The sequence below is a fragment of the Plantibacter sp. VKM Ac-2880 genome, from assembly GCF_015351235.1.
Classification (GTDB): Bacteria; Actinomycetota; Actinomycetes; order Actinomycetales; family Microbacteriaceae; genus Plantibacter.
This window is the reverse complement of the sequence record NZ_JADKSJ010000001.1, coordinates 1365001-1389604: the sequence shown is the minus strand read 5'-3', so window position 1 is coordinate 1389604 and position 24604 is coordinate 1365001. Positions and strand designations below refer to the sequence as shown.

General features: G+C 70.4%; 23 protein-coding genes, 1 tRNA gene and 1 riboswitch. Of the genes, 13 read left to right on the top strand and 11 right to left on the bottom strand.

Going from position 1 to position 24604, the window contains the following annotated elements:
• Nucleotides 1–69 precede the first annotated feature (69 nt).
• The 3 genes from ITJ57_RS06725 to ITJ57_RS06715 all read right to left on the bottom strand — a co-directional run bounded on the left by ITJ57_RS06725 (nucleotide 70) and on the right by ITJ57_RS06715 (nucleotide 2485).
• On the bottom strand, nucleotides 70–924 hold the full coding sequence (locus ITJ57_RS06725) for an anti-sigma factor domain-containing protein (protein WP_194669384.1): 855 nt from the start codon (nucleotides 922–924) through the stop codon (nucleotides 70–72).
• Nucleotides 921–1592: an ECF RNA polymerase sigma factor SigK gene (sigK, locus tag ITJ57_RS06720; RefSeq protein WP_194669383.1), complete on the bottom strand. Its 672-nt coding sequence runs from the start codon at nucleotides 1590–1592 to the stop codon at nucleotides 921–923. Before sigK ends, ITJ57_RS06725 begins: the two co-directional genes overlap by 4 nt.
• A gap of 263 nt (nucleotides 1593–1855) precedes the next feature.
• Nucleotides 1856–2485 carry a DNA-directed RNA polymerase subunit beta gene (locus ITJ57_RS06715; RefSeq protein WP_194669382.1) on the bottom strand — a complete coding sequence of 210 codons (630 nt, stop codon included), beginning with the start codon at nucleotides 2483–2485 and terminating at the stop codon, nucleotides 1856–1858.
• 131 nt (nucleotides 2486–2616) lie between these two features.
• On the opposite strand from ITJ57_RS06715, the gene ITJ57_RS06710 reads away from it, so the two are divergent.
• Nucleotides 2617–2692 (top strand) — tRNA-Lys (locus tag ITJ57_RS06710).
• Between the two features lie 59 nt (nucleotides 2693–2751).
• Entirely contained in the window at nucleotides 2752–3717 is a 966-nt protein-coding gene (locus ITJ57_RS06705; RefSeq protein WP_194669381.1) for a pyridoxal-phosphate dependent enzyme, read from the top strand.
• Nucleotides 3718–3730: 13 nt separating this feature from the next.
• Here ITJ57_RS06705 and ITJ57_RS06700 read toward each other — a convergent pair whose 3' ends face one another.
• Together ITJ57_RS06700 and ITJ57_RS06695 are read right to left on the bottom strand one after the other, a co-directional pair.
• On the bottom strand, nucleotides 3731–4534 hold the full coding sequence (locus ITJ57_RS06700; RefSeq protein ID WP_194669380.1) for a hypothetical protein: 804 nt from the start codon (nucleotides 4532–4534) through the stop codon (nucleotides 3731–3733).
• Between the two features lie 4 nt (nucleotides 4535–4538).
• On the bottom strand, nucleotides 4539–5150 hold the full coding sequence (locus ITJ57_RS06695; RefSeq protein WP_194669379.1) for a TetR/AcrR family transcriptional regulator: 612 nt from the start codon (nucleotides 5148–5150) through the stop codon (nucleotides 4539–4541).
• Nucleotides 5151–5256: 106 nt separating this feature from the next.
• Here ITJ57_RS06695 and ITJ57_RS06690 point away from each other — a divergent pair, with 106 nt between their 5' ends.
• On the top strand, nucleotides 5257–6753 hold the full coding sequence (locus ITJ57_RS06690; protein WP_228506526.1) for an MFS transporter: 1497 nt from the start codon (nucleotides 5257–5259) through the stop codon (nucleotides 6751–6753).
• 81 nt (nucleotides 6754–6834) lie between these two features.
• On the opposite strand, the gene ITJ57_RS06685 is transcribed toward ITJ57_RS06690, so the two are convergent.
• Complete coding sequence (locus ITJ57_RS06685; protein WP_194669377.1) at nucleotides 6835–7191, bottom strand: DUF2200 domain-containing protein; 357 nt, start codon at nucleotides 7189–7191, stop codon at nucleotides 6835–6837.
• 136 nt (nucleotides 7192–7327) lie between these two features.
• Between ITJ57_RS06685 and ITJ57_RS06680 the strand changes: the two genes are divergently transcribed.
• Nucleotides 7328–8416 carry a CPBP family intramembrane glutamic endopeptidase gene (locus tag ITJ57_RS06680; protein ID WP_194669376.1) on the top strand — a complete coding sequence of 363 codons (1089 nt, stop codon included), beginning with the start codon at nucleotides 7328–7330 and terminating at the stop codon, nucleotides 8414–8416.
• Here ITJ57_RS06680 and ITJ57_RS06675 read toward each other — a convergent pair.
• Both ITJ57_RS06675 and ITJ57_RS06670 read right to left on the bottom strand, forming a co-directional pair.
• On the bottom strand, nucleotides 8358–8873 hold the full coding sequence (locus ITJ57_RS06675; protein ID WP_194669375.1) for a YbaK/EbsC family protein: 516 nt from the start codon (nucleotides 8871–8873) through the stop codon (nucleotides 8358–8360). The genes ITJ57_RS06680 and ITJ57_RS06675 overlap by 59 nt on opposite strands.
• Nucleotides 8874–8945: 72 nt before the next feature.
• On the bottom strand, nucleotides 8946–9758 hold the full coding sequence (locus tag ITJ57_RS06670; RefSeq protein ID WP_194669374.1) for a DeoR/GlpR family DNA-binding transcription regulator: 813 nt from the start codon (nucleotides 9756–9758) through the stop codon (nucleotides 8946–8948).
• 83 nt (nucleotides 9759–9841) lie between these two features.
• Between ITJ57_RS06670 and galT the strand changes: the two genes are divergently transcribed.
• Together galT and galK are read left to right on the top strand one after the other, a co-directional pair.
• Nucleotides 9842–10993, top strand: a complete 1152-nt coding sequence (gene galT, locus ITJ57_RS06665) for a galactose-1-phosphate uridylyltransferase (RefSeq protein WP_194669373.1) — start codon at nucleotides 9842–9844, stop codon at nucleotides 10991–10993.
• Nucleotides 10990–12150, top strand: a complete 1161-nt coding sequence (galK, locus tag ITJ57_RS06660; protein ID WP_194669372.1) for a galactokinase — start codon at nucleotides 10990–10992, stop codon at nucleotides 12148–12150. The genes galT and galK overlap by 4 nt, the downstream gene beginning before the upstream one ends.
• Before the next feature lie 68 nt (nucleotides 12151–12218).
• On the opposite strand, the gene ITJ57_RS06655 is transcribed toward galK, so the two are convergent.
• Entirely contained in the window at nucleotides 12219–13097 is an 879-nt protein-coding gene (locus ITJ57_RS06655) for a bifunctional methylenetetrahydrofolate dehydrogenase/methenyltetrahydrofolate cyclohydrolase (protein WP_194669371.1), read from the bottom strand.
• An 11-nt stretch (nucleotides 13098–13108) separates the two neighbouring features.
• A complete protein-coding gene (gene glyA / locus ITJ57_RS06650) occupies nucleotides 13109–14380 on the bottom strand; it encodes a serine hydroxymethyltransferase (RefSeq protein WP_194669370.1) in 1272 nt (423 codons plus the stop codon).
• 42 nt (nucleotides 14381–14422) lie between these two features.
• Nucleotides 14423–14540, bottom strand: a riboswitch (ZMP/ZTP riboswitch).
• 166 nt (nucleotides 14541–14706) lie between these two features.
• On the opposite strand from glyA, the gene ITJ57_RS06645 reads away from it, so the two are divergent.
• Nucleotides 14707–16224 carry a family 20 glycosylhydrolase gene (locus ITJ57_RS06645; RefSeq protein ID WP_194669369.1) on the top strand — a complete coding sequence of 506 codons (1518 nt, stop codon included), beginning with the start codon at nucleotides 14707–14709 and terminating at the stop codon, nucleotides 16222–16224.
• 402 nt (nucleotides 16225–16626) lie between these two features.
• Nucleotides 16627–18903: a sigma-70 family RNA polymerase sigma factor gene (locus tag ITJ57_RS06640; protein ID WP_194669368.1), complete on the top strand. Its 2277-nt coding sequence runs from the start codon at nucleotides 16627–16629 to the stop codon at nucleotides 18901–18903.
• Between the two features lie 16 nt (nucleotides 18904–18919).
• Here ITJ57_RS06640 and ITJ57_RS06635 read toward each other — a convergent pair whose 3' ends face one another.
• Nucleotides 18920–20146, bottom strand: coding sequence for an MFS transporter (locus tag ITJ57_RS06635; RefSeq protein WP_194669367.1), 1227 nt, complete (start codon nucleotides 20144–20146; stop codon nucleotides 18920–18922).
• 184 nt (nucleotides 20147–20330) lie between these two features.
• Here ITJ57_RS06635 and ITJ57_RS06630 point away from each other — a divergent pair, with 184 nt between their 5' ends.
• Genes ITJ57_RS06630 through ITJ57_RS06610 form a run of 5 tightly spaced genes read left to right on the top strand, consistent with a single transcriptional unit; the run spans nucleotide 20331 to nucleotide 24553 of the window.
• Nucleotides 20331–20723: a MerR family transcriptional regulator gene (locus ITJ57_RS06630; protein WP_194669366.1), complete on the top strand. Its 393-nt coding sequence runs from the start codon at nucleotides 20331–20333 to the stop codon at nucleotides 20721–20723.
• Between the two features lie 27 nt (nucleotides 20724–20750).
• A complete protein-coding gene (purU, locus tag ITJ57_RS06625) occupies nucleotides 20751–21647 on the top strand; it encodes a formyltetrahydrofolate deformylase (protein WP_194669365.1) in 897 nt (298 codons plus the stop codon).
• A gap of 40 nt (nucleotides 21648–21687) precedes the next feature.
• A complete protein-coding gene (locus tag ITJ57_RS06620) occupies nucleotides 21688–22044 on the top strand; it encodes a YrdB family protein (RefSeq protein ID WP_370582234.1) in 357 nt (118 codons plus the stop codon).
• On the top strand, nucleotides 22041–23195 hold the full coding sequence (gene nagA, locus ITJ57_RS06615; protein ID WP_194669363.1) for an N-acetylglucosamine-6-phosphate deacetylase: 1155 nt from the start codon (nucleotides 22041–22043) through the stop codon (nucleotides 23193–23195). Before ITJ57_RS06620 ends, nagA begins: the two co-directional genes overlap by 4 nt.
• Nucleotides 23192–24553, top strand: coding sequence for an FAD-binding oxidoreductase (locus ITJ57_RS06610; RefSeq protein ID WP_194669362.1), 1362 nt, complete (start codon nucleotides 23192–23194; stop codon nucleotides 24551–24553). The genes nagA and ITJ57_RS06610 overlap by 4 nt, the downstream gene beginning before the upstream one ends.
• The last annotated feature ends 51 nt before the right edge of the window (nucleotides 24554–24604 follow it).

Below are 24604 nucleotides of genomic sequence, written 5' to 3'. Positions count from 1 at the left end.
ATTCCCGGGCGGGGCCTTCGTCGTCGGCACGGTCGGCGAGCGGTTCCGCGACCTGCCTGGACAGTACAACTAGGCCGTGTCGATGACCATGATCGGGTCGGTGGTCGGCTGCTCGGAGCCACCCTGCGGTTCCACGGTCACGCCGACCTTGTCCCCCGCGCTCATCGCGCCGTCGAGGACCCGCCAGGTGGTGCCGTTCGCTGCCGAGAACGTTCCGGCGGACACCGGCCCCTCTTCACCGATGTACCAGAGTTCGTAGACCTTGTCGGCCGGCAGCGAACCGAGCCCGTCGACGAGGAGGGCGGACTTGCCGAGCTCGCCGGACCACACGAGGGTCGCGGTCGCGTCGTCCATGGACACCTTGGCGCGCTGGACGTCGGAGGCCGCGTTGATCTCCGCGAGGGCGACGGTCTGCGTGAGGGATCCGCCGCCGAAGGTGTTCGCCAGTCCGACGCCACCGAAGATGAGACCGACAGCCGCTGCAGCACCGACGACCATGCCGACGGCACCCCGCCGCCACCGTGAGGCGGCCTTGCGCTCCGCGGCTCCCACGATCGGAGCCGGGGTGGTCGAAGACGAAGTGGTCTCCGGTTCGACGGCGGCCTCCGGGGTCGTCGTCTCCTCGGCCCGCGGGATGGTCGGGATCGCCTCGTCCTGCACGACCGGGGTCGCGACAGGGGCGTCGACGGGCAGCTGCGGCAGGTTCTGGATCGCCGCCATCAGGGAGTTCTTGAGCGCGGCCGACGGCTGCACCGGTGGTGCTGCGAGGTCGAGCATGGCTACGGTCTCCTCGAATTCCGCCGCTTCCTCGCGGACGGACTCGTGTTCGGCGCGCAGGCGGTCGAACCGCTCCTGCTCACGCGGGGTCAGGGTGTGCAGCGCGTTACCGGCTGCCAGGTCTGCTGCATCGTCTCGCTCGGTCATGTACGCACCCCCAACTCGTCTCGAAGTCTGATCATTCCGTCCCGCAACCTGGTCTTGACCGTACCGATCGGTACGCCGAGCAGGTTCGAGATCTCGCTGTGACTGTAACCGCCGTAGTACGCGAGCGTCACCGCTTCGCGCTGCAGCTCGCTCAACCGCACGAACGCGCGCTTGACCCGCTCATGTTCGATGCGGATCTCGACCGTCTCCTGGACGTCGTCGACACGCTCGTCGAAGTCGCGGATACCGATCTTGAGGTCGCGGTCGCGGCCAGCCTGTGAGGCCCGCACACGATCGATCGCACGACGGTGGGCCATGGTGAGCACCCACGTCGTCGCGGTGCCCTTGCCCGCCTCGAACTTGGTGGCGTTCTGCCAGACCTCGAGGAACACCTCCTGGGTGACCTCCTCGGACTGGGCGTGGTCGACGAGCACCCGTTTCACGAGCCCGAGGACCCGCGGAGCGATGTGGTCGTACAGCTCACTGAAGGCGACCTGGTCGCCACCGGCGACGCGGATGAGTAGGGCGTCGAGGACGTTCGCCAAGGACGGCTGCGGCGCAGCGTCGGCTTCCGGTCCCGTGGTCACAAGTCTTAGCTTCTCACGGACACCGACGGTTTGCGCGACGCCCGCCCGAGGACGGGTCTGCGTGTACAGTGCGGTGGTCATGCACGTAGTTCGACGCGGAGCCGGGATCCGATTGGAGCAATCGGCAGGATGGGCCACCCCAGTTCCGGTGTCATCACGGAGCGTTGGGTGTCGGGGACGAGCCCGAGGGAAGAAGCGCCAGGCCGCAGAAACGCCTCTCGGCGCAAGGCCGCTCGGAGCGGCGATTTTTGGAGCCCGGGGTTACTGCGGCCCGGCTCAATCAGTGTAGCAAGCGATCGCCTGTGTGTATTCCCAGGTGCAGGAGCTTGACCCGACGGTGAGGTTCAGTCAAGTGAATCGGTGCGCCAGAGGCGGGCGCAGCCGGCGAGTTCCTCGGCGATGGTGCCGAACCGGGCGGCCTTCGTCGTGAGCCGCGCGGCGTCGGCCGGGTCGACCGCGTCGCGGTCGTCCGCCAGCGAGGAGCATCCGACGGCGTTGATGCGGCAGAAGGACGCCGCCCGCTCGAGCGCGATCGCGAAGTCGCCGGTGTAGAGGCCACGGAGGATCTGGTCGGCGAGGACGATGATCTCCTCCGGACCGGTGGGCTCGGCGGCACCGGCGATGACCGGGTCCACCGTCGTGATGAGTTCGGTCCCCCGCTGGAAGCTGAAGCTCGTGCCGACGGGGTCCTGGCGGATGAGGAGGCGCAACAGGTAGATCCGCCAGAGCGCTCCGGGGAGGCTCCGCGGACTCGCGTGGGACCAGAGTTCGGCGATGGCGTCGATGCCGTGCTCGTCCGTGTAGGTGACGAGGCGGTCGACCACGGCGGGGTCGGGGTCCGCCCGCACCCGGGTGAGCAGCGCGACCGCGGTCTCGTGGGTGATCCTCGACACGGCCTCGGGGTCGAGGCCGCCCTGGATGGCCTCGAGCATCGACGGCGGTAGCTTCGTCGGACGGTGGAATCCCTCGGTCATGCGTCCTCCTCCTGTGCGCCACGCTCCGCGCACCCGACCACGGTACCCGCCTCGAGCGGGCGCAGCTCCCCGAGACGATCACGCGACGCGTCAACGTCGCGCGCCCGGATCTCGTAGAGTAGAACCCGTATGGGCCTGTAGCTCAGTTGGCAGAGCATCGGACTTTTAATCCGCGGGTCGTGGGTTCGAGCCCCACCGGGCCCACCAGTGCACCACCACTCGCATCCGCTCGCGCGCGAGCGAGCGGCCGGAGAGACGGAGACCCCGTGGACGGCGACCGACGGCACACCCCGGATCCGACGTTCGTCGCCGGTCCGACGCAGGTCGACCGGGCCGACCGGCTCGCCGCGGCGATCGGCCTCGACGCGGGCGACCTGCTCATCAAACGAGACGACCTCATCGGGCTCGGTGGCGGCGGGAACAAGGCCAGGAAGCTCCAGATCACCATGGGCGAGGCGCTACGGTCCGGCGCCGAGTGGGTCCTCACGACCGGCGCTCCGCAGAGCAATCATGCGAGGTTGACGGCGGCCGCGGCCGCACGTGTCGGTCTGCGCTGCGCGCTCGTCCTGCAGGGCGACGAACCCGACACCCGGCGCGGCAACGTCCTGTTGGACCGGTTGTTCGGCGCACACCTCGTCTGGTCGGGCGACGCCACCGCGGAATCCGTCGCCGATGCGCTCGAAGCCGAGGGCCGCTTCGGATCCGTCTCCCGGATCCCGTTCGGCGGATCGAACGCCGCCAGTGCGACGGCCTACGTCGACGCCGCCCGAGAACTCCGGGAACAGGTGCCCGACGTCCGCCACGTCGTCGTCGCCATCGGTTCCGGAGGCACGATGGCGGGGCTCGTCGCCGGGCTCGGGGCCGAGGTGGTGCTCGGAGTCGACTGCGGCGCCGTTCCGGACGGCCGGGCGACGGTGGCGGCTCTGCTCGCCGACATGGGATACGGCGAACGGTCTCCTGCCGAGGCGCTGCGGGTCGACCGTACCCAGATCGGCGCGGGGTACGAGCACCTGACCGACGGCACCCGCGCGGCGATGTCGCTCGCCGCGGAACAGGAGGGCCTCCTCCTCGACCCGACCTACACCGGCCGCGCGTTCAGCGGCCTCGTCGACGCCGTGGCGCGCGGTGGCATCCGGCCAGGGGACCGCACGGTCTTCCTGCACACCGGTGGGCTGCCGGGACTCTTCGGTCATCCGGCGTTTTCCGGCACCGACGCATCGCCGTCGGTCTGAGGACCACCGCCCCTCAGCGGGCGAGGAGCTCAGGAAGGCCGATCACCGTCGCCGTGTCGGCGAGGCTCGCCTCGACCGAGACGAAGGCGAGGAGCGTCACCGCGACGCCGAGCCTCGCCGCAGCCTCCAGCTTGTGGTGACCGTCGAGCACGAAATGCACGAGACCCGAGTGCGCCTCGACGCTGTCGGACGGCTGCGTCCGATCGAGGACGGAGACGGCGAGCACGGTCGCCGCTCCCCCGGCGCGGAACGCGGCCTCGTAGACGTCCACGCGGGCACGATCGTTCCGGCTCGGCGGCAGCATCGGCACCAGGAACTCGAACAGGGTCTCGTGATCGCCGATCGTCCGGGTCGAGCCGCGGTAGTACTCGGTCGCCGGGTCCTCCGGCGCACCCAGGTTCGCATCGATCCCGCGGTGCACCACCTGTTCGTGCGAGAAGTAGTCGCGGTCGCCACCCGGAGCGACGAGGACCGGTTCGACGGACAGCAGGAGCGGGAGGTAGCTCCCCTCGGGGAGGAACGTGGACACGAGCTCGCGCAGCGAGGGATTGTCGATCGTGGGCACGTGCGCGTCGAGGTGGTCGTGCAGCGCTGCCTCGGCGAGCACGCGGGCCTCCGCGTCCAGACGACGGAAGAGCAGCGCGCACGTGCCGCACGGGAAGCTCAGCTCGAACGCCGGCACGCCGTCGACGATGAGGTGCCGTCCGTCCGCCTCACGGGGGCCCGAGAACCGCAGTAGGGCGTCCGCCGTCCCGAGCCGGACCGGTGCAGCGTGATCGACCAGCCCGGTACGAGGTCTGATCGGCCCTTCGGTCATCGGGCTACTTCCGGACGGCCGGCATGATGACGCCGTCGATCACCGACACGAGGAAGTCCCGCGTGACCGGTTCGCGCAGCATCAGCACCCGGTAGCTGACCATCGCCTGACTGATGAGCGACAGCGTCTCGACGTCCGCGTCTTCGCGGATCTCGCCGCGGTCGATCGCGCGCCGCAACAGGAACCGGTTGACGGCCATGCGCGGCTCCACGATGGCGGAGTGCACGGAATCGGTGAGCTCGGGGGCGTCGGAGATCATCGACATGACCCCGGCGAAGACCCGCATCTTCCGTTCACCGTCGGCGATGGACGGTGCCTTGATCAGCGCGACGAGGTCGCCGCGGAGCGAGCCGGTGTCGGGCAGCTTCGAGAAGTCCGGGTCGATCTGCTTCATGCAGGCGACGGCGTCGATCACGAGTTCCGACTTGGACGCCCACCGCCGATACAGGGTCGCCTTGCCCGCTTTGGCGCGGGACGCGACCATGTCGACCGTCATGCCGGCGTAGCCCGTCTCGGCCAGGACGTCGAGTGCCGCCTCGAGGATCTCGGCGTCGCGGGAGTGGTCACGCTTGCGTCCGAGCTTCGGGGCGTCGGGCGGAGTCTCGAGCTGCGTCATCGCGGCTCACCTCCCTTTCGTCTCGAGGAACAGCATAGTTCAGGAACTGGAACGTTCTGGAACTTGCCGGTTCCGAAACTGCCCGGTTCCGTATATGCTCCTCAGCATGACCTCGACTCTCACCGCCGGGACCCCGGCCGTCTCCTCACGTCGCTGGTGGACGCTCGTCACCGTCGGCCTCGCCCAACTCATGGTCGTGCTCGACGCCACGGTCGTGAACATCGCGATGCCAGCAGCCCAAGCCGACCTCGGCTTCTCGGACGGCGACCGCCAGTGGATCGTCACCGCCTACTCACTCGCCTTCGGCAGCCTCCTGCTGCTCGGCGGACGCCTCTCCGACCTCATCGGCCGCAAACGGGCGTTCATCATCGGACTCATCGGCTTCGCGGTCGCCTCGGCGCTCGGCGGCGCCGCCGACTCCTTCGGGATGCTCGTCGCCGCGCGGGCACTCCAGGGTGTCTTCGCAGCGCTCCTCGCACCGACCGCACTCGCCATGCTCACCACCACCTTCACAATCCCGAAGGAACGCGCCAGGGCGTTCGGCGTCTTCGGCGCGATCGCGGGTGCGGGCGGCGCGGTCGGACTCCTCCTCGGCGGCTTCCTGACCGAACAGTTCGACTGGCGCTGGAACCTCTCCATCAACGTGTTCATCGCCGTGATCGCGATCGTCGGCGCCGTCGTCTTCATCACTACACCGAAGGCGACCGGTCCGCGTCCGAAGCTCGACGTCCCCGGCACCGTGCTCGTCTCAGGTGCGCTGTTCAGCCTGGTGTACGGCTTCGCGAACGCGGAGACCGACGGCTGGGACTCGCCGCTCAGCTGGGGGTTCCTCACGGCTGCCGGCGTGCTGCTCATCGCCTTCGTCCTCTGGCAGCGACGAGCCGCGCATCCGCTCCTCCCGTTGTCGATCATCCTCGACCGCAACCGCGGTGCCGCGTTCATCTCGGTCATGATCGCCGGAGCCGGGATGTTCGGCATCTTCCTGTTCGTCACGTACTACCTGCAGGCCTCACTCGGCTACTCGCCGCAGCAGACGGGCTTCGCCTTCCTGCCGATGATCGCGATGCTCGTGCTCGCAGCACAGCTCGGGACGAACCTCCTCGTCCCCCGCTTCGGACCGAAGGTGATGGTGCCGTTCGGCATGACCCTCGGCGCGGTCGGGATGCTCCTGCTCACCCGACTCGACCTCGACAGCTCCTACCTGGCCGACGTCATGCCGGCGCTCATGGTGCTCGGCTTCGCGATGGGATCGATCATGCCCGCCTCGATGCAGACGGCGACCCTCGGCGTGGATCGCGCATTCGCCGGTGTCGCCTCGGCGACGGTCAACACGAGCCAGCAGGTGGGTGGCTCGATCGGTGTCGCCCTGCTCAACACCCTTGCGGCGAGCGCCGCGACGGCCTACGTCACGGACAACGCTCCGCCGACCGCCGAGGTGCTCGCCCAGGCGGCGATCCACAGCTACCAAACGACGTACTTCTGGGGTGCCGGCTTCTTCGCGGTCGGTGCGGTGACCGCGGCGCTGCTGTTCCGCCGGCGCAACCAGGGACTCGCCCTGCACCACGCCCCGGAGGCATCGACGGAGCCGGTGCTCGCGCACTGAGCCATCGACGCGACACCACCGGCCGTCGCGCGAACGCGCGGCGGCCGGTGATGCTGCGGCGGGCGAGTGTGTGCCGGCCGGTCAGGCGGGTTCGCGGAGGATCGAGGTCATCTTCTTACCCTTCGCGACCTCGTCCACCAACTTGTCGAGCTGACGGATCCGCTGCATGAGCGGATCCTCGATCTCCTCGACGCGGATGCCGCAGATCACCCCCGTGATGAGCGAGGCGTTGGGGTGCATCGCCGGGGCTTCGGCGAAGAAGGTCTCCATGTCGGTTCCGTCGGCGACCACCCGCTCGATCCCGGCCGCGTCGTAGCCGGTGAGCCACGTGATGACCTGATCGACCTCGGCCTTCGTGTACCCCTTCCGCTCCGCCTTCGCCACGTAGTGCGGGTAGATGCTGCCGAAGCTCGTCGTGAAGACGCGGTGTCCTGCCATAGCGGCCAGTCTCCCACCGGCGGTCGCCTGAGGCCAGACCGCCCGCCCGATCCGTCGCCGGTCGTCCGCCGTCCGTCGCTGGTCGTCCGCCGCTCGGGGGACGCGTCGGGCCGGAGGGCCTGCCTACGCTGGCTGCATGACGGATCCCGGACAGCTCCCGCAGACGCCTTCGCCATCCTTCTCGACGGCACCTCCCGCACAGGCCGACATGGTCGAGCCTCCGCGGCGGACGGCGACATACGACCACGCCCTCCGAGCCGCGCCCGCCTGGTGGCGAGGTGCGCTCGCCCTCCTCCTGCTCGTGGTGGGCTTCCTCATCCTCTCCATCGCGTTCGGGAGCGTCGCCCTGATCATCGACGTCGCCACGGGGGCGTACACGCTCGACGACGTCGCGAAGGGCCTGATGACCTTGACGCCGGTCACGATGCTCGCGAACAACCTGTCGCTCGCAGCGCTCATCCCCGCGTCCATGCTCATCCAGTGGGCGCTCTTCGGCGTCCGACCTCGGTGGCTGTCCTCCGTCGAGGGGCGGTTCCGTTGGCGCTGGTTCGGGCGTCTCGCCCTCATCATCATCCCGGTCTGGGTGGTGTACGTCGGAGGTTCGTTCCTCCTGTCACCATTGGAACCGGTCGTGGTCGACGGCACCATGATCGCCATGCTCGCCGTCGTCGTCCTCACGACACCGCTGCAGTCGGCCGGTGAGGAGTACGGTGCGCGCGGCCTCATCCAGCGCTCCGTGGGTTCCTGGTTCAGTCGCCCGATGGTCGCCTTCGTCGTCGGCACGATCGTCTCCGGCGCGGTCTTCGCCTCGGTGCACTTCGCGGGCGACCCGTGGCTCATCGCCTACTACTTCGTGTTCGGCGCCTCGATGTCCCTCGCGGCCCGGGGCACGGGCGGCCTCGAGGCCCCGGTGCTGATCCACGCGACGAACAACCTCCTCCTACTCGTCCCCACGGCGCTGATGTCGCAGACGGACCAGGTCTTCGAGCGAGGCGACGGGGCCGGCGGACCGTTCATGCTCATCCCGATGGCGTTGTGCGTCGCCGCAGCCGTGGTGAGCACCTGGTGGGGCCGCAGGAACGGCGTCGCCGCGAGCGCCCCGCTGCCACCGACCCGCGTGACGAAGCGGCACGGCACGCCGCCCGCCGCCACGGCGACTCCGGTGACTACGCCGACAGGCCTCCCGACGACGCCGCAGGGTCCGTCGGCGGCTCCACCGCGATGACCTGCCCGCCGGTCACGCGCACGAGCTCCTCGAACGTCGTGGGGAAGACCGTGTGCGCGTGGCCGGCCGCGGCCCAGACCTCCGGATACGCGGCGAGCGCCTCGTCGACGTAGGTGCGGATCGGCTCGGGGTGACCGACCGGCGCCACACCACCGATGACCTGGCCCGTCGCCGCCCTGACGACCTCGGCGTCGGCGCGCTTGAGCCGTCCGCCCAGGCGCTCACCGAGCCAGGCCGTGTCAACCCGGTGCGCGCCGCTCGTCAGGATCAAGGTCGGTTCACCGTCGAGGGTGAACACGAGGGAGTTCGCGATGGCGCCGACCGCGACCCCGAGGGCCTCCGCTGCGAGGGTCGCCGTCCGGGCGGCGTCGTCGAGCCAGGTGACCTCCCCCTGAGCGCCTCGATCCCGGAGCGTGCGCTCGACGATGGACACGGCCGGGTGCGTTCGATCACTCATGCGACCATGGTGCCGCATCGGGTCGTCCATGCGCGAGGGCTCACGACCCCGGAGCCGGAGCCGCTCGGCGCGTCAGTCCCCGAGTGGCACCAGGGTCACCGGCAGCCCGGCCTCCCTGAGGCCCGCCACGGTCTCGGGCGAGGCTCCGTCGTCGGTCAACAGGGCGTCGAAGGCGTCGAGTCCGGCGATCCGGCCGAGCTGTCGCACCCCGAGCTTCGAGGCGTCGGCGACCACGACGACGCGTTCGGCAGCGCGGACCATCCTGGCCTTCACCTCGGCTTCGGGCAGGTTGACGTTGGTGACACCGTGCTCGGCGTCGACCCCGTTGCACCCGATGAAGGCGAAGTCGGCGTGGACCTGACCGAGCACCGACCCGGCGAGGGGATCGACGAGCGAATGCTGGAGTGGCCGCAGTGATCCGCCGGTCACGATCACCGAGAACCTCGGTATCTCCGACTCGAGCTCGAGGGCGATGGTCAGGCCGTTGGTGATCACGACGAGGTCGGAGAGGTCCCGTCGGGCCTTGAGGGCTCGGGCGAGCGCGAGACCGGTGCTGCCGACATCGACGATCACGCTCTGTCCGGAGCGCACCATCGCCGCAGCGGCCTCACCGATGCGCTGCTTCGCGTGGGCCGAGGTGGCGGTCGCGAGCTCGATGGGCGACTCGACGGCTCCACGACCCAGCACCGGCATCGCGCCGCCGTGCACGCGGACGGCGTCGCCCTGATCGACGAGGGTGTCGAGGTCGGTCCGTGCGGTCACCCGGGAGACACCGAAGTCCTCGGAGATGTCGGCCACGCGGACAAACCCGCGCTCGTCGAGCAGCTCGCGGATGCGGTCGCGGCGCAGCGGCGCAGGCAGCTGGATCGGCTCGTCGACGGACATGCTTGAATCTTCGCCGACTTGCCTATACTTTTCAAGACGAAACATTGCATGTTTCCGTTCGACAACCCGTTCAGAGGATCCCCATGCCCCAACTCGACGACAGCTTCGTCATCGACCCGGCGATCGCGAGCAGCACCCAGCGCCTCGCCGACGGCCGCGAACTCATCTACTTCGACGATGTCGACACGACGCTGCCCGCGGAACGGTTGCCGGACACCCGCGACCTCGCGGCACGCCCCCCGACCGCGTCCATGCGCCAGGATCCACTGACCGGCGAATGGATCTCGATCGCCGCGGCACGCCAGAACCGCGTGATGCTGCCGCCCGCCAACCTCGACCCGCTCGCCCCCGCGAGCCCCTCGAACCCCTCCGAGATCCCCGATCAGTACGACGTCGCGGTCTTCGAGAACAAGTCGCCGTCCTTCGGCCCGCTCCTCGAGGACGAGAACGCCCCCGTCGACCTCGCCGACCTCGCGACCATCGGCATCGGGCGGACCCGCACCTCGGTCGGCCGCTGCGAGGTCGTGAGCTTCAGCCCGTCGAGCACCGGCTCCTTCGGCTCCCTCTCCCGCACCCGTGCACGTACGGTGATCGAGGCCTGGGCGCGCCGCACGCACGCGCTGTCACAGATCGACTCGATCCAGCAGGTGTTCCCGTTCGAGAACCGCGGTGAGCAGATCGGCGTCACCCTCCTCCACCCACACGGCCAGATCTACTCCTACCCGTACGTGACGCCGCGCACCCAGCGGCTCATCGCGGCGAGCGAGGCGTACGGCCCCGGCCTCTTCGCCGACATCCTCGCGTCCGAGCAGGCCGACGAGCGCGTCGTCCTGACGGGCGAGCACTGGACGGCCTTCGTCCCCTTCGCCGCCCGCTGGCCCGTCGAGGTGCACCTCATGCCGCACCGGCACGTCCCCGACTTCGCCGCCACCTCCCTCGCGGAGCGCGACGAGCTCGCCGTCCTCTACCTGCGGCTGCTCCGCGGCGTCGACGCCCTCTACGACACCCCGACCCCGTACATCGCCGCCTGGCACCAGGCACCCACGCGCGTCCACCGCGGCGAGCTCCGACTCCACCTGCAGCTCACCTCGCCGCGCCGTGGCGCCGACCGCCTGAAGTACCTGGCCGGCTCCGAAGCCGCCATGGGTGCGTGGATCGGCGACGTGCCTCCCGAGTCCACCGCCACCGCCCTGCGCGCCGCGATCGCCGCCGCCGACGAGGAGAACCCCGTATGACCGACCTCCAGCAGACCGCCACGAGCGGATTCGAGCGCACCTTCGGCCGCGAACCGAACGGCCTCTGGTCGGCGCCCGGCCGAGTGAACATCATCGGCGAGCACACCGACTACAACGACGGCTTCGTGTTCCCGATGGCGATCGACCGCCGCACGGTCGCGGCCGTCCGCCGACGCGACGACGACCGCATCCGGGTGTCCAGCAGCTTCTCGCCCGAGGTCGTCGAGGGCTCCCTGCGCACGCTCGACCCCGACGCGCTGCAGGGCTGGTCGGCCTACCCGCTCGGCGTGGTGTGGGCCCTCGGGCAGTTCGGCGCGCCGCTTGCGGACCTGTCCGGCGTCGACATCTACCTCGACTCCGACGTCCCGGTCGGCGCGGGCCTCTCCTCCTCCGCGGCGATCGAGGCCTCGGTCGCGGTCGCCCTCGACGAGATCTGGCACCTGGACCACGACCGCAAGACGCTCGCGAAGATCTGTCAGCTCGCGGAGAACCGCGCCGTCGGAGCACCGACGGGCATCATGGACCAGTCGGCGTCCCTGCTCGGTCGTCCGGACTGCGGGGTCTTCCTCGACTGCCGCTCGCTCGAGACCGACGTCATCCCCCTCGGCTTCGACGAACACGACCTCGAACTGCTGGTCATCGACACGCGGGTGGAGCACGCCCACGTCTCCGGCGGCTACGCGGCGCGACGGGCGTCCTGCGAGGCCGGAGCGGCGGCCCTCGGCGCCGACTCGCTCCGTGACGTCACGGTCGGCGACCTCGATCGCGCTCGCGAGCTCCTCGACGACGAGACGTTCCGCCGCGTCCGCCACGTCGTCACCGAGAACCAGCGCGTCCTCGACACCGTCCGGACCCTGCGCGAGCACGGTCCGACCGCGATCGGCGAGCTGCTCGTCGCCTCGCACGCCTCCATGCGCGACGACTTCGAGATCTCGGTCCCCGAGCTCGACCTCGCCGTCGAGACGGCCATGGCGGCCGGCGCGATCGGTTCGCGGATGACGGGTGGCGGCTTCGGCGGCGCGGCGATCGCGCTCGTCCCGGTGGCGCTCGCAGCGACCGTGTCCGAGGCGGTATCAGCCGCGTTCGCCGAGGCATCGTTCACGGCCCCGACGATCTTCGCCGTGCGACCCGCGGCCGGCGCGACCCGCGAGGTCTGAGGCCCGACGACAACGGCCCGGTCCCATCAGCGCGAGCTGACGGGACCGGGCCGTTCCGATGCGGAGCGCTACTCGGCGGGCGTCGCCATGCGGACCACGTTCGCGAGCAGACCCACGCGCGTCATCGGTCCGACACCGCCGGGGTTCGGACTCATCCACGAAGCGACCTCCGCGACATCCGGTGCGACGTCGCCGACGACGCGGGACTTGCCCGTCTCCGGGTCGGTCTCGCGGCTCACGCCGACGTCGAGGACGATGACGCCCGGTTTGACGGCGTCGCGCGTGACGATGCCGGGGACACCGGCCGCGGCGACGATGACGTCGGCCGTGCGCAGGATGTCGTCGAGGCCGACCGTGCCGGTGTGGGTCAGCGTCACGGTGGCGTTGACGTCACGGCGCGTCAGCAGCGGGCCGATGGCCCGACCGACGGTGACCCCGCGGCCCACGACGACGACGTGCTTCCCGGCCCAACTGATGCCGTGGCGCTCGACCAGCTCGACGACGCCCTTCGGCGTGCACGGCAGCGGGGTGTGGATCGGCCGGTTGACGTTGAGGACGAGCCGCCCGAGGTTGGTCGGGTGGAGCCCGTCGGCGTCCTTCTCCGGATCGATGCGCTCGAGGATCGCATCGGTGTCGATGTGCTTCGGCAACGGCAGCTGCACGATGTAGCCCGTGCAGCTCTCGTCGGCGTTGAGCTCGTCGATGACGGCCTCGAGCTCCTCCTGCGACACCGTCTCCGGCAGGTCGCGTCGGATGGACTCCATGCCCACCTCGGCGCAGTCGCGGTGCTTCCCGGCGACGTACCACTGCGAACCCGGGTCGGAACCGACGAGGACGGTTCCGAGACCCACCGAGATGCCGCGCTCCTTGAGCGCAGCCACCTCGATCGCGATCTCGGACTTGATGACGGAGGCCGTGGCCTTGCCGTCGAGGATCTGTGCGGTCATGCTCCCGTGCCCTACTGCTGCAGGCCGGCGTAGAGCGGGAAGCGCTCGGCGAGTGCCGTGACGCGCTTGCGGAGCGCACCGGACTCGGCACCGTTGCGGAGCGCGAGCGCGATGATGTCGGCGACCTCGGCGAACTCGGCGTCGCCGAAGCCACGCGTCGCGAGCGCCGGCGTACCGATCCGGAGCCCCGAGGTGACCATCGGCGGACGCGGGTCGAACGGCACCGAGTTGCGGTTGACCGTGATGCCGACCTCGTGGAGGAGGTCCTCCGCCTGCTGCCCGTCGAGCTCCGAGGTCCGGAGGTCGGCGAGCACCATGTGCACGTCGGTGCCGCCGGTGAGGACGTCGATGCCGGCGGCCTTCGACGCGTCGGTGGTGAGTGCCTCGGCGAGGAGCTTGGCACCACGGAGCGTCCGCTCCTGACGGTCCTTGAACTCGGCCGTCGCGGCGAGCTTGAACGCCGTCGCCTTCGCGGCGATGACGTGCATGAGCGGCCCACCCTGCTGGCCGGGGAACACGTTCGAGTTGAGCTTTTTGGCGAGTTCCATGTCGCGGCTGACGATGAAGCCGGAGCGCGGTCCGCCGATCGTCTTGTGCACGGTCGAGGAGACGACGTCGGCGAACGGCACGGGCGAGGGGTGTACGCCTGCGGCGACGAGTCCGGCGAAGTGCGCCATGTCCACCCAGAGCTTCGCGCCGACCTCGTCAGCGATCGCACGGAAGGCGGCGAAGTCGAGCTGACGCGGGTAGGCGGACCACCCGGCGATGATGACCTGCGGCTTGTGCTCGAGCGCCTTGTCGCGCACGACGTCCATGTCGACAAGGAAGGTCTCGGGGTCGACGCCGTACGAGACGGCGTTGTAGAGCTTGCCCGAGAAGTTGAGCTTCATGCCGTGGGTGAGGTGGCCGCCGTGGGCCAGCTCGAGCCCGAGGATGGTGTCGCCCGGGGTGGCGATGGCCGAGAGGACCGCGGCGTTCGCGGTCGCTCCCGAGTGGGGCTGGACGTTCGCGTACGCGGCACCGAAGAGGCTCTTGGCGCGCTCGATCGCGAGCGACTCGGCGATGTCGACGAACTCGCATCCGCCGTAGTACCGGCGGCCGGGGTAGCCCTCCGCATACTTGTTCGTCAGCACGCTGCCCTGCGACTGCAGGACGGAGACGGGCACGAAGTTCTCGCTCGCGATCATCTCGAGGGTGTTGCGCTGGCGGCCGAGCTCCTGCTCGAGGACCGCGGCGATCTCGGGATCGACCTCGGACAGTGGCGCGTTGAAGGTGTCGGACAAGACTGGCTCCCTTTTGTGACAGGACGGATGTCGGTGATGTGCCGTTTCGGCCCAGGCGTGCGGCCGAATCCGCCCTTGTCTTCAAGGTGCAGGGTCGCTCCCCGATGGTGAACCATCTGAGGCGGAGCGGGCTCCGTCTATACGCCAGTTGCGACTGCTAGCAGCATAGCAACGGGACGGCTGTCGCGCACCGTTCCGACCCTGGTCGCGACGCCGCTCCGGCACCCTCCGACCGGGCTGTGACAGGATGGTCCGACTTGTGTTCACCGTCCGAACAAACCCGCTCGGACGGACGCGCACGACGGTCAGCCAGCGAAGGAACCTGCATGAGTCTGCTCCCCCGCCCCCGCTCGCAGCGCTCGGATCCGTCCGCCTCCGCCTTCCTGCTCGGGTCGGAGACGACCGTGGTCACCGCCCCCGAAGCCGCGGTTCCGGCGCGTCTGCTGGCGGAGGCGCTGCGAACCTCGATGGGGTACGCGATCCCGGTCGAGACGGTCGCGGCGGGCGAGCGCGGTGCGGGTCACGTCGCGGCCGGCGGACGTCCTGCGATCACCCTCGGCATCGACGAGCGGCTCGATCCGACCGCGGGCGCCTATCGACTGACGGTGACGGCGGAGGGCGTCGACCTGGTCGGTTCCGACGTCGCCGGGGTCCTCCATGCCACCCAGACCCTCCGCCAGCTGCTCCCGCCCGCGAACTGGGCGCCGACGGTCAGTGGACAGGCGTGGGAGGTGGCCGCCGTCGCCATCGACGACGCGCCACGATTCGCCTACCGCGGCGTGATGCTCGACGTCGCACGGCACTTCTTCTCGGTCGCGCAGGTGCAGCGGTTCATCGACCAGCTGGCGAGCCTCAAGCTCAACCACCTGCACCTGCACCTGAGCGACGACCAGGGCTGGCGACTCGAGATCGCCGGCTGGCCGGAACTGACCGGCATCGGGGCGGCGACGGCCGTTGGCGGTGGCGAGGGCGGCTTCTACACCGCCGCGGACTACCGCGCCATCGTCGACTACGCCGCCGACCGCTCGATCACGATCGTCCCGGAGATCGACGTGCCCGGCCACACGAACGCGGCCCTCGCGGCCTACCCCGAGCTCAATGCGGACGGGGTCGCGCGCGAGCCCTACACCGGCACCGAGGTCGGCTTCTCGAGTCTCGACATCCGCTCCGAAACCACCTACGCGTTCCTCGAGGACGTCTTCGGCCAGCTCGCATCCCTCACGCCGGGACCGTACCTCCACCTCGGCGGCGACGAGGCGCTCGCGACCCCGGAGGCCGACTTCCGGTACTTCGCCCGACGGGTGTCCGACCTGGTCGCCGCCACCGGGAAGACCGCCGTCGCCTGGCATGAGTTCGGTGCATCCGGTGAGCTCGCGCCGGGCACCGTCGGCCAATACTGGAACTACGTCGCACCCGAACCGGGTCACGACGAGCAGCTGCGGTCGTTCGTGCAACAGGGCGGGCGGGTGATCATGTCGCCCTCCGACGCCGCCTACCTCGACATGCAGTACCCCGACGACGACTCGGTGGGGCTCACCTGGGCGGACGGCCCGACGAGCGTCGAACGGTCGTCGGCGTGGGAACCGACCGACGTCGTCACCGGTGTCGGCGAGGAGGACATCCTCGGTGTCGAGGCGCCACTCTGGACCGAGACCGTCGGGGACGTCCAGACGCTGGAGTTCCTCGTGTTCCCGCGCATCGCTTCGATCGCCGAGATCGGCTGGTCAGAGCGTCGTGTCGCCGACTGGTCCGACTTCCGGGATCGTCTGGCCGAGGTCGGCCGCGGCTGGTCGGCCGCGGGGATCGCCTTCCACCGCTCCCCCGAGGTCGACTGGCTCAGCTGAGCGGATCCGAGGAGCGGAAGGTAGCCAGGAGTGGCGCTCGCCCCCGAGCGCCACTCCCGGCCGATCGACGGGTTCGCACGATGGCGCCCCCTCCCGTCGAGATCTGCAGCGGTTCGGGTCCGCCGCCCGATGCGCACCGGCCGCGGTCCGCATCGTGGTCGTCCGAGGACGACCCGGCCGAATCCCCGAGGTCGGGAACCCTGCCGTTCACCCTGAGAGAGCGGCTCCGCACCACTTCATGACGCGGGTTCCCGACCCGATCCGTGGATCAGGATCATCCGGGACGGTCGCACCGCCGCTGCCCCATGCGAAGATGAGGATTCCGCGTCATGATCCCGCCCCACCCGACTCTCTCGGGCGGGCATGGTGCCCGGCAGTGCGCAGCATGCAGACGGAGGCATCATGAGCGTGGACGTGTCCCAGGCGGCGCCGCTGGCCGAACGCTCGGACGCGGAGCTGATCGACGGCACCCGTGCGGGCTCGCAGGACGCCTACGGTGAGCTGTGGCGCAGGCACGCGAACGCCGGACGGACGGTCGCCCGGTCGATCACCTCGAGCCTCGACCCCGACGACCTCGTCTCGGAGTCGTTCGCGCGCATCTATCAGGCGGTCCGTCGCGGGAAGGGTCCGACGGGTGCCTTCCGCCCGTACCTGTTCACCACCATCCGGAACACCGCGGCGGCATGGGGTCGCTCGCGCCGGGAGACCTCGCTCGACACGCTCGACTCGTTCGAAGACCCCGACACGAATGAGGCGTCGTCGATGGAGGCCCTCGACCGCAGTCTGAGTGCCCGGGCGTTCCGCAGCCTGCCCACGCGCTGGCAGGAGGTCCTCTGGTACACGGAGATCGAGGGGATGACGCCCGCCGAGGTGGCTCCGTTGCTGGGCATGAAGCCCAACTCGGTGTCCGCGCTGGCCTACCGGGCACGTGAGGGGCTGCGCGAAGCCTGGATCCAAGCGCACCTGCAGGCCGTCGACGACGACTCCGAGCACGCCTTCACCATCAGCCGACTCGGTGCCTATGCGCGCGGCAACCTGGCCTCCCGCGACACGGCGAAGGTCGAAGCGCACCTCGACGCGTGCCAGCGGTGCACGATCGTGGCCGCGGAGGCGAAGGAGGTCGGGTCCCGGATGGCACTCGTCCTCCTCCCACTGGTCGCCGGCGCTGCCGGAGCGACCGGCTATCTGGCCTGGTTGCAGACGGACGGACCGGCGTCCACGGCGGTCGTCGCGATGCCGGCCGGCGTCACCGGTGGAGCGGTCCTGACCGCACACCTCAGTGGCCATACCGCGACCGGCGCCGCAGCGGGCGGATCCGGCGGGGCCGGGGTCACCACCGTGGGTGCAGCGGGAGGCGTCGGGGCGGTAGCGGCTGCCGGAACGGCAGGCCTCTCGGGTGGACTCGTCGCAGCGATCGGGGTGGTGGTCGTCGCCGCCGTCACGGCCGCGGCCCTCGTCCTCGGCCCGCTCGTGTTCCCGTCCGCCGAGCCCGGCACCTCGGTGGCCGCCGGCGAGACCGTGGATCCGCCCGCTGCGGCAGCCCCGAACGCGCCAACGTCCACCGGCCCGACCACGCCGACGTCCCCGCTTCCCAGCCCCCAGCCGACGCCGGACCAGGACGGGACGCCGGACCCGGTCGCGACACCGGTGACGCCGCCGGCGACCACGCCACCGACCGCCCCGCCGGCCGGCTCCGACGACCCGACGACGCCCGCCGATCCGACCGATCCCGCCGACCCCGTCGACCCCGTCGATCCGGTGGACCCCGTCGAGCCCGCGCAGCCGACGATGGCCGCGGACTCCGGCGGAGGATTCCTCTGGCCCTCGTTCACCGGTACCGGAGCGCCCGGCGCCACCATCGACATCCTGGAGGGTGACGCGGTCATCACCTCGACGACCGTCGCGGCCTCGGAGACGCAACGGGCCACTGAGAGCGGCTGGTCGACCGCGCCGGTCGACCTCGGCCGCACGGGGACCTTCGTCCTGACCGTCCGACAGACCCTCGGTGGCGTCGTGAGTCTCGGGGCCGAGCCGGTCACGGTGACCGTGGCCGGTCCCGACGTCACCGGTCTCCTCGACCTGCGCCTGCTGCGCGTCCTCGAACTGGGGGCGTCACTCGTCGTCGTCGGCGCTCCGAACGGCACCATCGGCTACACCGTGGACGGCGGCGACGAGCAACGCGTCACGCTCGACGCCGCGGGTCGGGCAGTGCTCTCCGGAGACGCGGTCGCGATCGGGCTCCACGAGCTGAGCGTCTGGGGCGTTGACCCGGCCGATGCGTCCCGCCGGGGGCCGTCGACCTCGGTCGACTACCTCTCGCTCGCCGGACTCCTGACGGCCGACCTCGCCCTCGCCCTCGACGCCACCCCACTGGACGCCGCCCAGCTCGCGGCCGTGGCCGCATCCGCCGCCGATCCCGCACCGCTGCCGGCCGTGATCCCGGCAGCGACGGATCCGAACCTCCCCGCAGCGCCCGACTCGGACCCCGCCGCGCAGACCGCGGCGGACCCGACCGCGGCGGACCCCGCGACCGCGGAGCCTGCGGACGACGCGGTCCAGGAGTCTCCCGGGGGATCGGCGAACCCGGAGGCCGCTCCGGTCGAATCGGACGTCGCCGTCGAAGCACCGTCGGAAGACCTCCCGGCGGCACCGGCGACGGACGCGTCGACCACGCCCTGAAGCCTCCGGCGGGCGATCAGGCGGTGACGTGCTTGCGGGTGCGGAGTACGTCCGCGGCCAGGAGCGAGGTCGCGACCCCTGCCAGCACGACGTAGACCCAGGGCAGCACCCCGAGCCCGACCTCGGCGAGGAGCAGTGCCCCGAGCGCTGATCCCCCACCGATGCCGGTGTTGAAGGCGGTGGTGTAGAACGCGTTCGCCGTGTCCCGGATCTTGGGGCTCGCGGCGTGCAGCAGGCGGGTCTGCATCAGTGGGGGCAGCATCCCGAACGCCGTACCCCACAGGAAGAACGCGACGAGCGCGCCGGGCAGCCAGTCCGTCGACAGGGTGAGGGCGCTCACCATGACGGCCGACACGGTCAGCGCGACGAAGAGTCCCGTCGTCGCCCGCTTCGCGAAGACGCTGCCGGTGAGGATCAGGCCGATCGCGCCCGCGACGCCGTACACGAGGAGGAGCACGCTCAGCTGACCGGCCGGGACACCCACCTCGCCGATGAGGAAGGGGGCGACATAGGTGTAGAACGCGTAGTGGCCGGCCATGATCACGCCGACGGCGATGCACACGATCGCGACGGGGACGACGCTCGGATCGCGACCGGTGGCGCCGGCGGACGCGGCATGCGACTCCTCCCGGCCGACGGGCGGCAGTTTCCACCAGACCACGAGGGCACCGAGGAGCATCGCCACGGCCAGGACGCCGAACGCGAGCCGCCAGCCGAGGGCGTGTCCGAGCGCGGTGCTGAGCGGAACGCCGAGGACGAAGGCGAGCGTGCCGCCGGCGATCGTCACGGACACGGCCCTGGCGAGCTGCTCCTTGGGCACGAGGTGGCCGGCGTAGGCGCCGACGACCGCCCAGAAGACCCCGTGTGCCAGTCCGCCGAGGACACGCGTCGCCACGAGGAGCTCGTAGTTCGGTGCCAGGGCTCCGAGGCCGGTGCTGACACCGAGCACGGCGATGACGGCGACGAGCAGCGCGTGTCGGGGGACGCGCTTGGTCAGATGGATGAGGGCGGCACTCGACAGCACGACCGTGAATGCGAACACGCTGACGAGGAGTCCGATCTGGGACTCCGTGACGCCGAGCGACGCGCTCATCTCGGGGAGGAGCCCGGTCGGGATCATCTCGCCGGTGACCGAGAGGAAGGTCCCGGCCGCGAGCGCGATCAATCCCACCCACGGGAACGGAGGCGAGGTCGGCTTGATCGGTTCGGCGGGGCGCGCCGAGGAGGGAGGAGAGGAGGTCATCGGATCGCTCCAACGATGGCGTTCACCCGTCGGCCGACACGGCGGACGAGTTCGTCTACGCGCTGATGTGCGCGCCCAGGGCCGACCGACATCCGGCGACCGCGGACGAGTCTACCCGAGGCCGGGAATGCGGCGGCCTCGGTCCGACGTTGCACGTGAGGTGAAGGTGACAGAGAGGCCGCACATGCGCATCGCAGAACTCGCTGAACGGACGGGCGTCCCGGCATCCAGGCTCCACTCCTACGAGCAAGAGGGCCTCCTGGCCCCGGTGCGGGCCCCGCACGCGATCGACGAGTACGAGCCGGCCGCAGTCGACCACGTGATCACGGTCGACAACCTGGTCGACGCTGGGCTCACGACCCGGCTCGTCCGCGTGGTCCTCGATCTCGACGACACCCGTGCCACGCGCGCCGTGCCCGACTGCTCGCGGGCGACCGCCGAATCCCTCCGGACACAGATCGCGACGATCGACGATCGCATCGACTGCCTGCAGCGCAGCCGCGAGACCGTCCGGTCCTACCTGCGGCAGTCCTCGCACGCCGACCTCGTCGACGAGCGGTCCGTCCCGGCGGCCTGAGCCTCCCCCGGCCGGTACCCTGGGTCGGTGACGAACTCGACCGACCCCACCGCCGCGCCTGCAGCTCCGCACGAGCGCTCCGTCCACTGGGTCCTCTCCATCATCTGTGAGGACCGCCCGGGCATCGTGCACGCCATCAGTGGCGCGATCGTCGAGGCCGACGGGAACATCACCGAGAGCCAGCAGTTCTCGAGCGACGACACCGGTCGGTTCTTCATGCGCCTGCAGGTCGAGGCCGCCGTCACCAGGGAACGGTTCGAAGCGGCCATCTCGCCGGTCGTCGAGCGATACGCGCTCGACTGGCGACTCGACGTGGTCGGCCGACCGCTGCGGACCCTCGTCCTGGCGTCCACGGCCGCGCACTGCGTCAACGACCTGCTCTTCCGCCAGCGCGCCGGCCAGCTCGCCGTCGAGATCCCGCTCGTGCTCAGCAACCACGGCTCGCTCCGCGACCTCGCGTCGTTCTACGGTGTGCCGTTCGAGTCGTTGCCCGTCACCGACGCCGCCTCCAAGGCCGCGTTCGAGGCCAGAGTCGTCGCCGCGGTCGAGGAGCACGACATCGAGCTCGTCGTCCTCGCCAGGTACATGCAGATCCTCTCCCCCGAGCTCTGCGAGCGTCTCGCCGGCCGGGCCATCAACATCCACCACTCATTCCTCCCCGGGTTCAAGGGTGCGAACCCGTACAAGCAGGCGCATGCGCGCGGGGTCAAGCTCATCGGGGCGACGGCACACTTCGTCACGAGCGACCTCGACGAGGGTCCGATCATCGAGCAGAACGTCGTCCGCGTGGACCACTCGCGCTCGCCGTCGGAGCTCGTCGCGATCGGGCAGGACGAGGAGAGCCGCACCCTGACGCAGGCGGTGAAGTGGTTCGCCGAGGACCGCGTCCTGCTCGACGGCGCTCGGACCATCATCTTCCGCTGAGGCGGGCCGGGGCCCGCACCATGCGCCGTAGAATCGTGTGGTGTCTGAACGAACTCCCGCCGATGTGAAGATCGGCCCCACCGAGATCCTGCGGTTCTTCCTCGACCTCTTCGCCTTCTTCTCGCTCGGGTTCTGGGGCGTCGCGGTCTGGCCGTTCCCGCTCAACGTCGTCGTCGGCATCGCCGCACCGGTCGTCGCGATCGTCCTGTGGGCGCTGTTCCTGTCGCCCCGCGCGGTCATCCGGATCGACCTCTACGGCCAGGCCGTCGTCGAGCTCCTCATCTTCGCCGCGGCGGCCCTCGCGTGGCTGCACCTCGGGCAGCCGATCATCGCGGCGGTCTTCGCCGTGATCGCGGTCGCCAGCGGCGTCATCCGCGGACGGAAGCAGCTCGCATGACCGACCTCCTGATCCACTCGGCCACCAAGATCGACGTCGACGGCCAGATCGACGCCTTCTGGCTGCACGCGGTCGACGGGGTCATCCGCGCGACCGGATCCGGCGACGACTGGCGGTCGCTGTCCCTCGACGCCGATGCCCTCGTGCACGATGCCGACGGACACCACCTGACGCCCGGGTTCATCGACCTCCACGTGCACGGTGGTGGCGGGGCGTCGTTCGACGATGGTCGCGACGCCATCGAGCGTGCCCTCGCCGTCCACCGCGCGCACGGCACGACCCGGTCGCTCATCAGCCTGGTGTCCAACCCGGTCGACGCGCTCGTCGCGAGTCTCGACGGGATCGCGGACCTCGTCGCCGAGGACCCCCTCGTGCTCGGCTCCCACCTCGAGGGGCCGTTCCTGTCGCCGGCCAAGAAGGGCGCGCACGACCCCACCGCGCTCATCGACCCCAGCCCCGCGATCGTCGAACGGCTCATCGATGCGAGCCGCGGCACCCTGCGCCAGATCACGATCGCGCCGGAACTGCCGAACGCGCTCGAGGCGATCCAGGTCCTCGTCGAGGCTGGGGTCGTCGTCGCGGTCGGCCACACCGACGCCGACGAGGCGCTGACGAAGACGGCGTTCGACCTCGGTGCACGTCTCGTCACCCACGTGTTCAACGCGATGAACGGGATCCACCACCGCGCGCCTGGGCCGATCATCGCCTCCTTCGCCGACGAGCGGGTGACGGTCGAACTCATCCTCGACGGTGAACACGTGCACCCGGACGTGGCGAAGCTCGCGTTCGAGCAGGCTCCTGGGCGCGTCGCCCTCATCACCGATGCGATGGCGGCGGCCGGGTCCTCAGACGGCCGCTACCTCCTCGGCGCACTCGAGGTCCAGGTGACGGACGGCCTCGCGAGGCTCGTCGAGGGCGACTCGATCGCCGGCTCCACCCTCACCCTCGACCGCGCGCTCCGCCTGGCGATCGGCAGCGGGATCCCCGCACCGGTGGCCGTCGGAGCCCTCACCAGCACCCCCGCCCGCGTCCTCGGCCTCGGCGAGCGCTTCGGACGCCTGGCCGTGGGATACGCCGCGGACGCGGTCCTCCTCGACCACCGCTGGTCGGTCCAGGCGGTCTGGGCCGACGGAACCGCCCTGCAGCGATGACCGCGCCGAACGTCCTCGACGCCCTTCGCGACGCCCTCGGTGACGCGGTGTCGACGACGGATGTCGACCTCGCGGCGGCACGGACGGACAAGTCCGGGCACGTGTCGGACGCGGCGCCCATCGCCGTGGTGTCCGCCCGTTCCATCGAGGACGTCCAGACCGTGATGCGGATCGCGACGGCGACCGGGACACCGGTCGTGACACGGGGCGCGGGCACGGGACTCGCCGGCGGCGCACTCGGCGGAGCGGGCGAGATCGTGCTGTCGACCCTCGGGATGACGCGGATCCACGAGATCAACGAACCCGATCTGCTCGCCGTGGTCGACCCCGGCGTGATCAACGGCGACTTCAACGACCTCCTGCTCACTCGTGGGCTCTGGTTCGCCCCTGACCCCGCGAGCCGGGCGATCTCGACCGTGGGCGGCAACATCGCCACCGGTGCCGGCGGCCTCCTGTGTGCGAAGTACGGGGTGACCCGGGACGCCGTCCTGGCGCTGAAGGTCGTCTTGGCCGACGGTCGCCTCATCAGCGTCGGTCACCGGAGCATCAAGGGCGTCACCGGGCTCGACCTCACGAGCCTCATGGTCGGATCCGAGGGCGTCCTCGGCGTCATCGTCGAGGCGACCGTCCGTATCAGGCGGATCACCCCCGGCACCGTCGCGACGATCGCCGGGTACTTCCCTGACGTCGTCACCGCCGCCGGTGCCACCGCGGCCGTCACCGCGGCGGGCATCCAGCCGTCCATCATGGAACTGCTCGACCCCGTCGCACTCGTCGCCGTCCACCGGTACCTGCGGCTCCCGACACCGAGCAGCGGCGAAGCGCACGTGGTCATCCAGACCGACGGGCCGAGCGCCGAGCTCGAAGCAGCGGCCGTCCTCGAGGTGTTGCGGGCTGCCGGCGGCCGCGCCGAGATGTCGACAGACCACGCGACCGGTGAGCACCTGCTCGCGGTCCGCCGCGCCCTGCACCCCTCGCTCGAGTGGTTCGGCACCCCGCTCATCGAAGACGTCTCCGTGCCCCGCAGCCAGTTGGCGGCGATGTTCGCCGAGATCGGCCACATCGAGCGTCGCTACGGCATCACCATCCCGACGGTCGCGCACGCCGGCGACGGCAACCTCCACCCGAACTTCGTCTTCGAGGGCACCGAGGTACCGGACCACATCTGGCAAGCGGCCGAGGAACTGTTCACCGCCGCGCTCCGTCTCGGCGGGACGCTGACGGGCGAACACGGGATCGGGCTGCTCAAGAAACGGTGGCTCGGCGACGAGCTCGGCGCCGACCAGCTCGGACTCCAGCACGGGATCAAGCAGCTGTTCGACCCCCAGAACCTGCTGAACCCCGGCAAGGTGTTCTGAGGCAGGGCCCCTTCGACAGGCTCAGGAACCGCCCTTCGACAAGCTCAGGGA